13 protein-coding genes are annotated in these 14,546 nt (G+C 68.5%); 6 read left to right on the forward strand and 7 right to left on the reverse strand.

The window, feature by feature from the left end:
• Positions 1–21: 21 nt before the first annotated feature.
• From LJF27_RS23820 to LJF27_RS23835, 4 genes are all read right to left on the reverse strand, one after another.
• Positions 22–1,470, reverse strand: coding sequence for an aldehyde dehydrogenase family protein (locus tag LJF27_RS23820; RefSeq protein WP_003160203.1), 1,449 nt, complete (start codon positions 1,468–1,470; stop codon positions 22–24).
• A gap of 21 nt (positions 1,471–1,491) precedes the next feature.
• Positions 1,492–3,129, reverse strand: coding sequence for a GMC family oxidoreductase (locus tag LJF27_RS23825; protein ID WP_023116573.1), 1,638 nt, complete (start codon positions 3,127–3,129; stop codon positions 1,492–1,494).
• Positions 3,130–3,233: 104 nt separating this feature from the next.
• Positions 3,234–4,166, reverse strand: coding sequence for a LysR family transcriptional regulator (locus LJF27_RS23830; protein ID WP_003102145.1), 933 nt, complete (start codon positions 4,164–4,166; stop codon positions 3,234–3,236).
• Positions 4,167–4,202: 36 nt separating this feature from the next.
• Positions 4,203–5,339 carry an SRPBCC family protein gene (locus LJF27_RS23835; RefSeq protein ID WP_010895600.1) on the reverse strand — a complete coding sequence of 379 codons (1,137 nt, stop codon included), beginning with the start codon at positions 5,337–5,339 and terminating at the stop codon, positions 4,203–4,205.
• Between the two features lie 125 nt (positions 5,340–5,464).
• Here LJF27_RS23835 and LJF27_RS23840 point away from each other — a divergent pair, with 125 nt between their 5' ends.
• From LJF27_RS23840 to LJF27_RS23855, 4 genes are all read left to right on the forward strand, one after another.
• Positions 5,465–6,370, forward strand: a complete 906-nt coding sequence (locus LJF27_RS23840; RefSeq protein ID WP_003142490.1) for a LysR family transcriptional regulator — start codon at positions 5,465–5,467, stop codon at positions 6,368–6,370.
• 147 nt (positions 6,371–6,517) lie between these two features.
• Positions 6,518–6,946 (forward strand): nuclear transport factor 2 family protein, encoded by a 429-nt coding sequence (locus tag LJF27_RS23845; RefSeq protein WP_003102139.1) that lies wholly within the window; start codon positions 6,518–6,520, stop codon positions 6,944–6,946.
• Between the two features lie 332 nt (positions 6,947–7,278).
• Positions 7,279–8,379, forward strand: a complete 1,101-nt coding sequence (locus tag LJF27_RS23850; RefSeq protein ID WP_003113628.1) for an NAD(P)-dependent alcohol dehydrogenase — start codon at positions 7,279–7,281, stop codon at positions 8,377–8,379.
• A gap of 125 nt (positions 8,380–8,504) precedes the next feature.
• Positions 8,505–8,744, forward strand: a complete 240-nt coding sequence (locus LJF27_RS23855; protein ID WP_003117330.1) for a DUF2790 domain-containing protein — start codon at positions 8,505–8,507, stop codon at positions 8,742–8,744.
• Between the two features lie 167 nt (positions 8,745–8,911).
• On the opposite strand, the gene ada is transcribed toward LJF27_RS23855, so the two are convergent.
• Complete coding sequence (gene ada / locus LJF27_RS23860; protein WP_003161846.1) at positions 8,912–9,988, reverse strand: bifunctional DNA-binding transcriptional regulator/O6-methylguanine-DNA methyltransferase Ada; 1,077 nt, start codon at positions 9,986–9,988, stop codon at positions 8,912–8,914.
• 191 nt (positions 9,989–10,179) lie between these two features.
• On the opposite strand from ada, the gene LJF27_RS23865 reads away from it, so the two are divergent.
• Positions 10,180–11,163, forward strand: a complete 984-nt coding sequence (locus tag LJF27_RS23865) for a hypothetical protein (RefSeq protein ID WP_023116575.1) — start codon at positions 10,180–10,182, stop codon at positions 11,161–11,163.
• Here LJF27_RS23865 and LJF27_RS23870 read toward each other — a convergent pair.
• A complete protein-coding gene (locus tag LJF27_RS23870; protein WP_003102129.1) occupies positions 11,148–11,945 on the reverse strand; it encodes a putative hydro-lyase in 798 nt (265 codons plus the stop codon). The genes LJF27_RS23865 and LJF27_RS23870 overlap by 16 nt on opposite strands.
• Before the next feature lie 106 nt (positions 11,946–12,051).
• Positions 12,052–13,005 (reverse strand): LysR family transcriptional regulator, encoded by a 954-nt coding sequence (locus LJF27_RS23875; RefSeq protein WP_003088829.1) that lies wholly within the window; start codon positions 13,003–13,005, stop codon positions 12,052–12,054.
• Between the two features lie 254 nt (positions 13,006–13,259).
• Between LJF27_RS23875 and LJF27_RS23880 the strand changes: the two genes are divergently transcribed.
• Positions 13,260–14,531, forward strand: a complete 1,272-nt coding sequence (locus tag LJF27_RS23880) for an MFS transporter (protein WP_003122793.1) — start codon at positions 13,260–13,262, stop codon at positions 14,529–14,531.
• The last annotated feature ends 15 nt before the right edge of the window (positions 14,532–14,546 follow it).

The raw sequence follows: 14,546 nt of genomic DNA on the forward strand, positions 1-14,546 counted from the left end.
GGCCGCACCGCTCGCCCAGGCTCAGGCCGCGCCGGTGGTCAGGCTGATGTGCTTGTATTCGACGAAGTCGTCCAGGGCGGCGACCCCGTTCAGCCGGCCGAGGCCGGACTGGCGGTAGCCGCCCTCCTCGAATTCGTCGTAGACCTTGGCCCAGTCGTTGATCCACACGGTGCCGGCGCGAATCTTCCGCGCCACCCGGAAGGCACGCGCGACATCGCGGGTCCAGACCCCGGCCGCCAGCCCGTACTCGCTGCGGTTGGCCAGGGCGACGCCCTCCTCCTCGTGCTCGAATACCTGCAGGGTCAGCACCGGTCCGAAGGTTTCCTGTTGCACGATGTCCAGGTCCGGATCATCGACCTCCAGCAGGGTCGGACGGTAGAAGGCGCCGGCCGCCAGCTCGCCCTCGGTTACCGGGCCGCCGCGGACCACCACCCGCGCGCCGGCGGCGATGGCCTGGCGTACGGCTCGCTCGACGCGCTCGACGTTGGCCTTGTCGATCAGCGGCCCCATGTCGCTGCGCGGGTCCGCCGCCGGCCCCACGCGCAGGTTTTCCAGGCGCTGCGCCAGGCGTTCGCGTAACCGTTCGGCAACGCCGCGCTGCACCAGCAGGCGCGAACCGGTCATGCAGAACTGCCCGGCGAACACCGTCAGCGACTTCTCCAGCACGGGCAAGGCGGCGTCCAGGTCGGCGTCGTCGAACACCAGGTGCGGTGTCTTGCCGCCCAGTTCCAGGCCGAAGCGCTTCAGGTGCCGCGCGCCGGCGGCGGAAATCGCTCGGCCGGTGGCGCTCGAGCCGGTGAAGCTGATCACCGGCACCTCGGCCGCGTCGATCAATCGCCGGGCGCCTTCGGAACCCGATTCGCTGAAGATGTTCACCGCCCCGGCAGGCAGCGACGGCGCTTCGGCGATGATCCGCGCGACCATGGCGTTGGTCTGCGCGGTCTGCCCCGGCATCTTCACCACCGTGGTGGTACCGGCGGCCAGCGCCGGCGCCAGGGAGCGGATCATCAGCACCACCGGTGAATTCCACGGCACGATGATGCCGGCGACGCCCATCGGCTCGCGCAGCACCAGCGACACCACGTCGGGGCGCGGCGTGCCGCTGGCGCCCCGTTCGCTGCGCGCCAGGCCGGCGTAGTAGCGCAGCTTGCCCGGCACCATGCCGACCTCGAAGGCAGCCTCGGGCTTGATCTTGCCGTTCTCCAGGGCAAGCAGGTCGATGAGCGCATCGGCATGCCGCTCGAAGGCCGCGGCGATTTCCTCCAGGGCTGTCGCGCGCAGCGCGTGGTCGTCCTTCCAGGGACCATCTTCGAAGGCGCGCACAGCGGCGGCGATCGCCGCGTCGGCCTCGGCCCGCCCGCCGTCGGCGTAGGTGCCGATCGGCTGGCCGCTGGCGGGGTCGAAGGATTGTCCCCGCTGCGCGGAATCGAGCCATGCGCCGTCGATCCAGTGTCTGGCGTGTCCGTTCATCTGCAAGTTCTCCTGGGTCGGTCAGGCGATGCGCTGCGCGAGGTGCTCGGCAACGGCGATGGTGGTGATGTTGGTGGCCACCGAAATGGCATCGGGGAAGATCGAGGCGTCGATCACCCGCAATCCTTGCAGGCCATGCACCCTGCCCTCCAGGTCGACCACCGCCCAGCGCTCGCCGGCGCGGCCCATCGGCGCGCTGGAGGTCGGGTGGTGGTAGGTATCGAGGGTGGCGCGGATCGCCGCTTCGATCTGCGCATCGCTGCGTGCCTCGGGCCCCGGCCCGAGTTCGGCGTGGATCAGCCCGGCGAGCGGTTCGCTGCGGCCTATCCGGCGCGCCAGCTTGACCCCTTCCAGCAACCGCGCGCGGTCTTCGGCCTCGGCGAGGAAGTTCAGGTCGATCAGCGGCGCGACGGCCGGGTCGCGGCTGGCCAGGCGCACACTGCCCAGCGATTGCGGCCGGGTCAGGGCCACGGCGAGGACGAAGCCGACCCCGGTCGGGCTCATCTCGGCGGGGAACAGGTGGGTGGCGGTGATGTGCAGGTCCAGCTCGCCGTTCTGCGCCCGCGAGCTATGGGTCCAGAGCTTGGCGCCGATCACCGGCGACTGCGCGCCGATGCGCTCCGGCCGGGCGGCATAGGCGTTGTAGTAGAACGGATGGTCCTTGAGCCGGCGGCCCACCGGCAAGTCGGCAAGCAACGGGATCGACAGCGCCTTCAGCTCGTCGGCCGGGCCGACACCGGAGCGCAGCAGGATCGCCGGGCTGCCGTAGGCGCCGGCGCTGAGGATCACTTCGCCGGCGTGGATTTCCTCGCCGGAGGCCAGGCGCACGCCCACCGCGCGCTTGCCTTCGAAGAGCACCCGGTCGACCAGCGCGTCGCCGCGGATCGACAGGTTGGCGCGAGCGCGCACGGCGTTGTCGAGGTAGGCCATGCCGGTGTTGACGCGCACACCGTTGACGACATTCATCGGGTACGGCCCGACGCCGTTGGCGTCGGCGCCGTCGAAATCGGCGATGGCCTTGAAACCGTTGGCCAGGGTGGCGTCGACGAAGGCCCTCTGCATCGGCGAGAGATCGGCGCGGCTCAGTTGCCGCACCGGCAGCGGTCCGTCCCCGCCGTGCAGGGCCGGGTCGCCGCCCTGGCGGGTCTCCAGGCGGCGGAACGCCGGCAGCAGGTCGTCGTAGGACCAGCCCGGCAGGTTCCAGCGGGCGAAGTCGTCGCGCCGCGCGCGGATCGCCACCGCGCCGTTGATCGCCGAGCTGCCGCCGAGGACCTTGCCGCGGATCGCATGGATCGGGTGCCCGATCGCCCCCGGTTGGGACTGGTAGCCCCAGTCGCTGGAGGGGTCGCCGCCGACGCTGTCGCTGCTGGCGATGATCCTGGGGTAGTCCCAGGCCGGATAGGCCTGGCCGGCTTCCAGCAACAGTACCCGGCGGTCGCCGCGCTCGCTCAGGCGCCGGGCGAGGACCGCGCCGGCGGAGCCGCCGCCGACGATCAGCACATCGATCCTGCCGCCATCGAAGGCCTTGCGGGGCGTTTCCGCCGTGGCGCTGGCCACGCCGGGCGCGCCGCCGAGCAGCGAGCCCAGGGCGAGCGCGGCGGAGCCGGCGACGGTCTGCGCCAGCAAGGTGCGGCGCGCCGGGTTTTCGGGTTGGTGCATGGGGTTCTCCCGTATCCAGATCGATTGACGGGAGCAACGCTATGCCCGGCGCGCCCTCGGCGACAGACAGCGGAAGGCGAACCGCTGGTTCGGTTTTTCCGAACTCAGCCCGGCGGCAACAGGCCACGCTCGATGAGCGCGCGGTCCCAGGGTGCCGGATCGCCGATTTCCTCTTCGAGGAACTGGCCGAGGACGAGGATCTTCCGGGGCGTCCGTTGGGTCTTGCGGTAGACCACGGAAACCTGCCCGCCGTCCGGCGAGTAGCCAGGCAGGACCGGCAGCAGCTCGCCGGCCAGCAAGGCATCGGCGGCCAGGAAGCTCGGCAGGATCGCCAGGCCGAGCCCGGCGCGCGCACCTTCGAGCAACTGGTGCCCGGAGTCGGTGCGCATCCTCACCCGGATGCGGAACGAGGCCGGTTCACCGTCCACCGGCAGACAGAGCATGCCGCCGGGCTCGCGGTTGTAGTAGACCAGCCCGTCGTGCGCCTGTAATTCCTCGGGATGCTGCGGCACGCCATGCCGCGCCAGGTAGTCGGGACTGGCGCAGAGCAGGTGGCGGTTGGCGGTGATCGGCCGCGCCACCAGGCAGGAGTCGTCCAGCCGGCCCATGCGCAGGGCCATGTCGAAGCGCGGTTCCTGGAGGTTGACGAAACGATCGTCGGCCTGCACGTCCACCCGCAATTGCGGATGGCGCTCGGCGAAGCGCGCCAGCAGCGGCGCCAGGTAGCGCGGAGTGAAGGCCAGCGGCGCGGAGAGGCGCAACTGGCCGCGCAGGTCGTCATCGGCGTCGAGCACCGAGGCTTCCGCCTGCTCCAGCTCCTGTAGCAGGCGGCAGGCATGTTCGTAGTAGGTGCGACCGGGGTCGGTGAGGCTCAGCGGCCGGGTGCGGTTCAGCAGCACCCGGCCCAGGCGCCTCTCCAGTTGCTGGATACGCTGGCTGACTTGCGACTTGGTGGTGCCCAGGCGGCGGGCGGCCTCGGAGAAGCTATGGGCGTCGACCACGCTGACGAAGGTGGTCATTTCGGCAAACTTGTTCATCGGTGTCCTTCTGCGATCCGCCCCCGCGGACCCCGATCATACGCTTTCCGCCGCCGCTATCCGCGCCTCGGCGACCCGACGCAGGCGGTGCATGGACTCCTCCGACTCGCGTTCGATGCGACGGCGCAGCAGGAACAGGTTGGCCAGGCGCATCGACCAGCCGTCGAAGCGGTATTCCAGGGTGCGCACGAAGCGGGTGCCGGCCGCGCTCGGCTGGCATTCGTAGCTCAGGCGCAGGTGCAGACCCCGGTCGCCACGGGCGTTGGCGCGCCACAGGTGTCCCGGCTGGTACTCGACCACCGTCCAGGACAAGTGCCCGGCGCGGCCGCCGGCGTGAATGTCCTCCTCGAAGCGCGCGCCGGCCGGCAGCGGGCCAGCGGCGCCGTCGACCCGCAACGACGAGGGATGCCATTCCGGCCAGAGCCCAGGGCTGGCGGCGTAGGCGAGGGTCGCCTCGGGCCCGCGGGCGATCTCGATTCGGTGCTGCATGCGGGTCATGGCGTGCTCCTCGGCGGTTTCCGCTTCCCAGTGGAGGGTACCGTAGCACCAGTCCATCAACGGGAAGACCAGGTTGAAGTTGTGCGTCTGCATCAGCTCGCGACGGTGATGCAGTTCGTGCAGGCGGCGCATGTGGCGGATCCACGGCAGACGGCTGAGCGGATGCTCCGGCGGCAGGTGTTCGCAGGCGTGGAAGATCTCGTAGCTGAGGTAGCCCAGCAGCAGGGTCGCGGCGAACAGCGCGGCGAGGTTGTCGTTCAGCAGGCCGAGCAGGCTCCAGGCGAGCAGCGCGCCGAGGCTGAAGACCACCACCAGCCAGGCCGGGAACAGGATCACCCGCCAGTCGCGGGCCTGTTCGTAGCGCATCTGGCCGGCGACGAAGAAGCTGTGGTGGTCGCCGGTATGGCGCTTGTAGAACATCCGCCCCAGCGGGTGCTTGTGGTGGCCGAGGGACTTGTGGATGCGGTACTCGCCCCAGTTGAAGAACACCAGCGCGGCCGGCACCGTCAGCCATTCCAGCAGGCTCGGCTGCTCGAGTCGGGAGAGGAAGAAGACGATCCAGGCGCCGCCGTAGGCGAGAACGAAGCCGGCGTGCAGCCAGGGGTTGTAGCCGGGCCGGATGGCCGCGCGGTACTGCTGGCGAAAGGGTTGGGGATCGAAGGACATGGTCGGCATCTCGCGTGTGATTGTTATTGGCTGGGCCGCGAACCGGGCCGATCCGCCGGGGCGGAAGGGCTTGCATTCGAGTGTAGCGATGCCAGTCTTATCAGGGTAATGGATAAATAGAATGAGGATTATTCATGAAGCTGAACTTGCAGCAGCTCGACCTCAACCTGCTTCTGGTCTTCGATGCCCTGATGCGCGAACGCAACCTGTCGCGCGCGGCGATCCGCCTGCATCGCAGCCAGCCGGCGGTGAGCAACGCCCTCGCCCGCCTGCGCGAACAGCTCGACCAGCCGCTGTTCCGGCGCACCGCCAAGGGCCTGGAACCCACCGCCGCCGCCCTCGCCCTGTACGTGCCGGTGCGCCAGGCCCTGCATCTGCTGCAGGCCGGCCTTGGCTCCCAGGAAACCTTCGATCCGCACACTGCGCGGACCTTTCGCCTGACGATGAACGACTATGCCCAGTTGCGCCTGCTGCCGGGCCTGGTGACCCGCTTGAAGACCCTGGCCCCGCGGGTGACGCTGGAGGTACGTCCCGACGAAGGCGCCTCGATCCCGGCGCAACTGGCCAGCGGCGAACTCGACCTGGCGATCGACTACCTGTACTTCGACGAGCCCGAGCTGGCCTACCGGCCGGTCGGCGAGGAACGCCTGGTGGTGATCGGCCGGCAGGGCCATCCGGCCTTCCGCGGCGGCCTCGACCGCGCGGCCTACGAGGCCGCGCAGCACGTCTCGATCCTGCCGCGGGTCGGGCGCGGCAGTCCGCTGGAGATCGTCCTCGGCTCGGCCAGGGTACAGCGCCAGGTGCAATTGCTGGTGCCTCACTACCTGACCATCCCGGCCATCGTCGCCAGCACCGAGCTGCTCGGCACCGTGCCACGCCGCCTGGCCGAGCGCTTCGCCGGCAGCCATGGTTTGCAACTGGCGGACGTCCCCTTCGAGATGGCCCCGGTGCAGGTCAACCTGATCTGGCATCGCCAGCAGGAAGCGACGCCCGGCCTGCAATGGCTGCGCGAGCAGATCGTGCAGATCGAACAGGGCTGAGTCATAGGTTGCGCGCGAGGATCAGTCTTCCGTCACTTTCGATCATTGAGCGAGGCCTTTCCCGCAACCTATGGTGAGGCTCCGCCCCGCAACCGGCCCCAGGCCGCCCCGGGGATACAGTCCAGCACCCGCCAGAGGAGCCACCGTATGACCAGCCTGCCGCTCGAAGCCAACGCCGCCGCCACCCTCGCCGAATGGCACGGGCTGATCGCCCGCCGCGACCTCTCCGGGTTGCCGCGCCTGCTGCACCCCGATGCCGTGTTCCGCTCGCCGATGGCGCACAAGCCGTATGCCGGCGCACCGGTGGTCTCGATGATCCTGAATACCGTGCTCACGGTCTTCGAGGATTTCGCCTATCACCGCCAGTTGGCCAGCGCCGACGGCCGCAGCGTGGTGCTGGAATTCAGCGCACGGGTCGGCGAACGCGAACTGAAAGGCATCGACATGATCCGCTTCGACGACGACGGCCGGATCGTCGACTTCGAAGTGATGGTCCGCCCCATGAGCGGCCTCCAGGCCCTCGGCGAGGAGATGGGCCGGCGCCTGGCCTCCTATCTGGCCGCGAGCAAGGCCTGAGGCGATAGCCTTTGGGCCAAGGCCCGACGCTGCCTTTGCCAAGAGCGCAGCGTCGGCCCGCCGCGGCGAACTCCCGACATGGGTGCAACGCCCCCGCCCTCCCGCGTTCAGCGTCGACCCAAGCCACAGCGAAGGGGCTTGGGTAGTTCCGCAGCGAACCGGGCGAGGACATTTCCCAGCAAAAACGCCAGGTCGGTACTTCGCGAACCCGCGTCCATCGCGGCCATGACCCATATCAAGGACATCGGACGGCAATTCCGCCACTGTCCTGGCATCCGTCCGTTCTTTCCCGCCCCGTGCCGCCCCAGGGCCTCCACCCGTGAGGATGCTCCATGAGCAAGATGATGAAAGCCGCCGTATTCATCCAGCCCGGCCGTATCGAGCTGGTCGACAAGCCGATTCCCGACGTGGGGCCGAACGATGCATTGGTGCGCATCACCACCACCACGCTCTGCGGCACCGACGTGCACATCCTCAAGGGCGAGTATCCGGTCGCGCCCGGCCTGACGGTGGGCCACGAGCCGGTCGGGATCATCGAAAAGCTCGGCAGCGCGGTGGTCGGCTACCGCGAAGGCCAACGCGTGATCGCCGGTGCCATCTGCCCCAACTTCAACTCCTATGCCGCCCAGGACGGCGTACCGTCGCAGGACGGCAGCTACCTGGTGGAATCCGGCCGTTGCGCCTGCCATGGCTACAAGGCGACCGCCGGTTGGCGCTTCGGCAACCTGATCGACGGCACCCAGGCCGAGTATGTGCTGGTTCCCGACGCTCAGGCCAACCTTGCCCCCATACCCGATGGTCTCAGCGACGAACAGGTGCTGATGTGTCCGGACATCATGTCCACGGGCTTCAAGGGCGCGGAGAACGCCAACATCCGCATCGGCGATAGCGTGGCGATCTTCGCCCAGGGTCCCATAGGCCTGTGCGCCACCGCCGGCGCCCGGCTGCTGGGCGCCAGCACGATCATCGCCATCGACGGCAACGCCCATCGCCTCGATATCGCCCGTGGAATGGGCGCCGACGTCACGCTGAACTTCAGGGAGTGCGACGTGATCGAGGAAATTCTCAAACTCACCGGCGGGCGCGGCGTGGATGCTTCGATCGAGGCACTCGGTACGCAATCGACCTTCGAGACCGCCCTGAGGGTGCTCAAGCCCGGCGGCACCCTTTCCAGCCTCGGGGTCTATTCGGAAGACCTGACGATTCCGTTGTCGGCCTTCGCCGCCGGCCTCGGCGACCACCGGATCAATACCGCGCTGTGCCCCGGCGGCAAGGAGCGCATGCGCCGACTGCTCAATATCGTGGCTTCGGGCCGGGTCAACCTCGGGCCTTTGGTCAGCCACGAATACCGCCTCGACGACATCGTCGCCGCTTACGACCTGTTCGCCAACCAGCGTGACAACGTACTGAAGGTGGCGATCAAGCCGCACTGAGACCGTCATCCTATACTGCTGGACGGAGGTGGCGAACCCGTCGCGAACGACGAAGCGGGTTCCACCCATGGCGTCGGCGGCGCCCTTGCGCCGTCGCTTCGCGGGGGAATGGAGAGAAACCGTCCATGAACCGAGCCAGGCTCTACCTCTGCTGCGTCACGCTGCTGGCGCCGGTCATCGCCGGCGCGGCGACTGCCGACTACGTCTACGGCATGCCGCTGGACGTGGCCAGGGTGCTGAGCGTCGACGAGGCGCCCAGCGATACCTGCCAGGTGGTGCGCGCCACCCTGGTATACCTGGACTCCCACGGCGAGCGCCAGGTGTTGCACTACCTGAAGCAGGCGCGTGCGTGCAGCAACGAATGAAACCACGATAGGAAAGGACGAACGGTCAGGGTTGTCGTTTCATTTCACGAAATTTTCACCCCTGACATGGATACTGGAACCAGCTGAAGGACCAGCGCCCCATTGCATAGAGCCCACCATCGAGTGGGCTTTTTGCATTCCGGGCCGCGTATCGCCTGGCCTTGGGTTCAATCCCGCTCTTCCCTGCGCAGCAGTTCGCGCTTGCGCTCCACGCCCCAGCGGTAGCCGGAAATGTCGCCGTCGCGACGTACCACCCGGTGGCAGGGAATCGCCACCGCGATCCGGTTCGCCGCGCAGGCCTGGGCCACCGCACGCACCGCTCGCGGCGCGCCGATCCGTTCGGCGATCTGCGCGTAGCTCGCCGTGCTGCCCGGCGGTATTTCCCGCAGTGCCTGCCAGACCCGTTCCTGGAACGCCGTACCGCGTACGTCCAGCGGCAGGTCCAGTCCCAGTTGAGGCGACTCGACGAAGCCCACCACCTGCGCCACCAGCCGTTCGAAGTCGGCGTCGCCGCCGAGTAGCTGGGCGCGCGGGAACTGGTCCTGCAACTCGCGCAGCAATGGCTCCGGCTCCTCGCCGAGGAGGATCGCGCAGATGCCGCGCTGGCTCTGCGCCACCAGGATCGCGCCCAGCGAGCATTGGCCGATGGCGAAACGGATCGCCGCGCCGGCGCCGCCATCGCGGTAATCGCGCGGGCGCATGCCGAGGCGTTGCGACGAGGACTCGTAGAAGCGGCTGTTGGAGTTGAAACCGGAGTCGTAGATCGCCTCGGTCACCGAGGCGGACGCCTGGCCCAGGCGCTCGCGCAGGCGCCGGGCACGATAGGCCGAGGCGTAGGCCTTGGGCGTCAGGCCGGTTTCGGCCTTGAACAGACGATGGAAGTGGAACGGACTCATGCCCAGTCGGGCGGCCAGCGCCTCCAGTGCCGGCGGCGTCTCCGCCGTCTCGATCATCCGGCAGGCCTGCGCCACCCGCTCGGCGCGCTGCTCCGCCGCCAGGCTGCGGTCGCCGGCGGCGCGCCGGCTGGGCCGATAGCCGGCGGCCTCGGCGGCCTCGGCAGTGGCGAAGAACTCGACGTTCTCGCGCCTGGGCCGACGCGCCGAGGAACTCGGGCGGCAATAGACCCCGGTGGTCTTCACCGCATAGACGAACGCCCCGTCCGCCGCCGCGTCGCGCGCCAGCACGGCGGCCCAGCGCTGTTCGTCGGTGTGGTAGGCGTTGCAAGGATCGGGCTGCTGGCTCATGGCGTTTCCCCTGTGGGAGCGGATGATGCCCGCAGACTAATTCGCCGTTCAAGCGCAAGAACTCCGGTTCTTGCGCTTGAATTCGAGCGAGGCCGTGCGTCCGGCTTCGGCAGGCGCGGGAGGCCGCCGGCTTGCCTACCCATCGCCAGGCGCCATAATGGCCCGCTCGAACCGGCGGAAGGACTGGGAACATGGCGTTCAAACGGATAGCACTGGCCTACTGCGTGCAACTGGATCGGGTGATCTCCATCGCCAGTGCCCGCCGCGAATACTTCTCCCAGGCCGAGCCGCGCAAACGCTTCGACTTCCTCTGCTCCAGCGAAGGGTGCCGGGCACAGGGGATCAAGGTATCGGCGAGCAACTACGACAAGCTGCCGCAGGACACCCGCAAGGCCGCGCACTTCAGCAAGTTCCCGCACTCCACCCACCTGCCGAACTGCGAGTGGTTCGTCGAGGACGACGAGGACGCTCTGCGCCCGGGCGAATCCGCCGAGGAGGCCGGCCAGCGGCGCATCCGCGACAAGCTGGACGCCTACGTCGAGGAATTCGATCCGGCCATCGCCGAGGAAGCCGCGCCGCCACCAGCGGACCCGGACGCCGAGGAACAGCCGCCGGCCTCCGCCGCAGTGCGCGCCGACGCTCCCGCCGCGCCTCGGCAGAGAACGCAACGGCGGCGGCGCACCCGCGATTTCGAACAGCTCGTCGACACCTTCCGCCAGGCCCGCACCGAACTGCCGGCGGAAGAATTCAAGCAGTTGGACATCCACATCAGCGGCCTCGGCCGGATAGCGCTGCGCGCCTATTTCCAGCACATCGGCTATGCCACCCCGGGCAGCGCCGGCAAGGTGTTCTACGGCGGCGCCGACCTGCTGCCCAAGCGCTACGGCTCGCCGAACCGACCGCAAGGCTTCCGCTTCAAGTTCCGCGACCGCATCGACGGCAAGCCGGTATTCCTCTACGTCGCCCCGGAAACCTTGCAGGCCTATCCGCATCGGCGCTACCTCGAAGACATCCTCGGCTGCGCCGAAATGGTGCGCTACTTCACCCTCTACGCCCTCGGCCGGCTCGTCGAGGCGCCGAGCGGCAAGAGCTACAGCCTGGAGCCGGACGCCCTGCGCCACCTGGCGATCATCCCCGGTCCGGCGAAGGACGACGCCTCTCAGAGTTCGTCGTAGAGTCGGTCGCTGACCAGCATGTGCCCCGGCGCGTGGCTGATGTACAGCTCCGGCTGGGCTTCGGCGAGTACCGCCTGGGGCGTGACCCCGCAGGCCCAGAACAGCGGGATCTCGTCCGCCGCGAGCGGCACCGGGTCGCCGTAGTCGGGCCGCGCCAGATCGCGGATGCCGATCAGCGCCGGATCGCCCAGGTGCAGCGGTGCGCCATGGGTCATAGGGAAGCGGCTGGTGACCTGGATCGCCCGGATCGCCTCGGCGGCCTTCAACGGCCGCATCGATACCACCGTGGGCCCGGCCAGGCGACCGCTCGGCCGGGTAGCGATGGAGCTGCGGTACATCGCCACGTTGCGCCCCAGCTCGAGGTGGCGCAGGCCGATGCCGGCGTCGAGCAACGCCTGTTCGAAGGAGAACGAGCAGCCGATGGCGAAGGCGACGAAATCCGCCTCCCAGAAGGTGCCGATGTCGCTCACCTCGACGGGCTCCTGGCCGCGTCGATGCACCCTGTAGCGCGGCAGGTCGCTGCGCACGTCGATATCCGCGCCGAGCCTGGCGAAGTGCGGCGAGCCGGGTTCGCTGACGTCGAGCAGCGGGCAGGCCCGGGGGTTCAGGGCACAGAAGCGAAGGAACTCGTCGGCCCAGGATTTCTGCAGGATCACCAGGTTGGCCTGCAGGTGGCGCTGGCCGAGGCCGCTGGTATGGCCGGTGTAGTCGCCGCGGCGGATCAGTTGGCGCAGGACCGGCGGCGGCAGTTGCGCGAGTTCGTGGAAGGTCGGTTCGGGCATGGCGGCTCCGTGCGCTGGCGGACGTCGTTGTTGGCAGGTTTGTAGAAGCGGACGGCGGTCAGCGTCCAACGAGATTTTTCCGCCGGGGGCGATCGGAAAATCCGAATCAGCGCGAACGCAGCCGCCCCACTCCTTTCTTCAGCGGCGCCAGGAGCATGCACTCCGGGCCGACGTTGGCCGCGTAGTCGGCCAGCACCGTCTTGCTCAACTCCACCACTTCGTCCACCAGCTCCAGGCCGGTGCCGCCGCGCCAGGACACCACCACCGGCAGGTTCGGCGGCGGCGGGCCGAGGCGCAGCAGGGTCAGTTCGCCGCGTTCCAGTTCCTGGCTGACCAGCGCCGGCGGCAAGGCGCCGACGCCGAAGCCGTCGCGCAGCAGGCGGGTCATCGCCGCCACCGAGTTCACGCAGTTCAGGCGCGGCGCCGCGACGCCGTTGGCGTGCAGCAGGCCGAGCACGTCCTGGTGCGGCCGCGAGTGCTTGGAGAAGGTCACCACCCGCTCCCGCGCCAGGTCCGCCAGCGAGGCGTAGTCGCGGTGGTAGATCGAGCCGGTGGAAACGATCCAGCGCAGCGGATAGCTGCCCAGTTCGAGGTTCAGCACCGACTCGTGGCGCAGCGAGTCGGTCTGGAAGATCAGGTCCAGGTAGCCCTTCTGCAACTGCTCGGAGAGGTTGCGCGCGGTGTCCGCCATCAGCTCGATCTCCACCGCCGGGAAGGTTTCCGTGACCCTGGCCACCAACGGGCTCAGCCAGGTGTGGATGACCGTGTCCATGGCGCCGATACGAATCCGTCCCTGGGTGCTGGCGCCGGTGTCGAGCGACTGCTTCAGCGCGTGCATGGTGTCCATCATCCGCTCGGCGTAGGCCAGTACCTTGTCGCCTTCCGGGGTCAGGGTCACGCCGCGCGAGTCGCGGACGAACAGTTTCACGCCGAGTTCGTCCTCCAGCACGGCGATCCGGCTGGAAATGGAAGCCTGGGTGCTGAACAGCTTCTCCGCGGTGAGGCGGAAGCTCTTCAGGCGCGCGACCCAGACGAAGGTCTCGAGGAATTTCAGGTTCATGTGGCGGGTACCGACGGGCAAGGGACACAAGGTGGCGGGAGCGAGCAGCTTCCATGCCAGCGCCCACCTTCCGGCGGCACATGATCGACGCATGACGGCCTGCTCCGCCATCGAAATTTCTTATCCCCGGCGGCCGCATAAATTAGTTGGACGCTCGCTGGCCAGCCTCGAAGAATGCGACCACCGGGTGCGACGGCGCCCACCGAATCTTCATAACACCAATAACGACGATCGGTGCCCCCATGGAAAAACACATGACCCTCGACGCCGGCCCGGACGCTTCCCGGGACGGTCATTTCGGCTGGTATCGCGCCCTCGACAAGCAGGAACGCCGGGCCTTCTGGAGCTGCAAGATCGGCTACGGCCTGGACGGCATGGACACCCAGATGCTCAGCTTCGTGATCCCTACCCTGATCGCCCTGTGGGGGATCGGCACCGGCGAAGCCGGCTTCATCCACACCATGACCCTGCTCGCCTCCGCCGCCGGCGGCTGGATCGCCGGGATCCTCTCCGACCGCATCGGCCGGGTGCTGACCCTGCAACTGACGGTGCTCTGGTTCGCCTTCTTCACCTTCCTCTGCGGCCTCGCGCAGAACTACGAGCAGTTGCTGGTCGCACGGACCCTGATGGGCTTCGGCTTCGGTGGCGAATGGACCGCCGGCGCGGTACTCATCGGCGAAGTGATCAAGGCCCGCGACCGCGGCAAGGCGGTCGGCCTGGTGCAGTCCGGCTGGGCCATCGGCTGGGGCCTCACCGCCATCCTCTACTCGCTGATGTTCAGCCTGCTGCCGCCGGAAGAGGCCTGGCGCGCGCTGTTCATGCTCGGCCTGTTGCCGGCGCTGTTCGTCCTGGTGGTACGCCGGCTGGTCAAGGAACCGGCGATCTACCGCGAGGCCAGGCAACGCAACCAGGGCGCCGACAAGGTCAGCTTCTACGAGATCTTCGCCCCCGGGATGCTCAGCATCACCCTGCGCGCCTCGCTGCTGACCACCGGCGCGCTCGGCGGCTACTACGCCATCACCGCCTGGCTGCCGACCTTCCTCAAGACCGAACGCGGGCTGACCGTGCTCGGCACCAGCGGCTACCTGGCGATGGTGATCCTCGGCTCCTACGTCGGCTACGTGGTCAGTGCCTTCCTCACCGACCTGATCGGGCGCAAGAAGAACTTCGTCCTGTTCGCCGTCGGCTCCTTCACCGTGGTCCTGCTCTACACCCAGTTGCCGGTGAGCAACGGCGCCATGCTCTGGCTCGGTTTCCCGCTCGGCTTCTTCGCCTCGGGCATCTTCAGCGGCATGGGCTCGTTCCTCACCGAACTGTTCCCAACCCGCATCCGCGGCTCCGGCCAGGGCTTCTGCTACAACGCCGGGCGCGCCATCGCCGCGCTGTTCCCGATGCTGATCGGCATGCTCGGCCAGAAGCTCTCGCTGGGCCTGGGGATCGGCGCCTTCGCCGCGGTCTCCTACGGCGTGGTGATCCTCGCCGCCCTCAGCCTGCCGGAAACCCGTGGCAAGCAACTGGAACTCTGAGCCGTCGACCGAGGA

Source organism: Pseudomonas sp. 203-8 (assembly GCF_020708595.1).
Classification (GTDB): domain Bacteria; phylum Pseudomonadota; class Gammaproteobacteria; order Pseudomonadales; family Pseudomonadaceae; genus Pseudomonas; species Pseudomonas aeruginosa.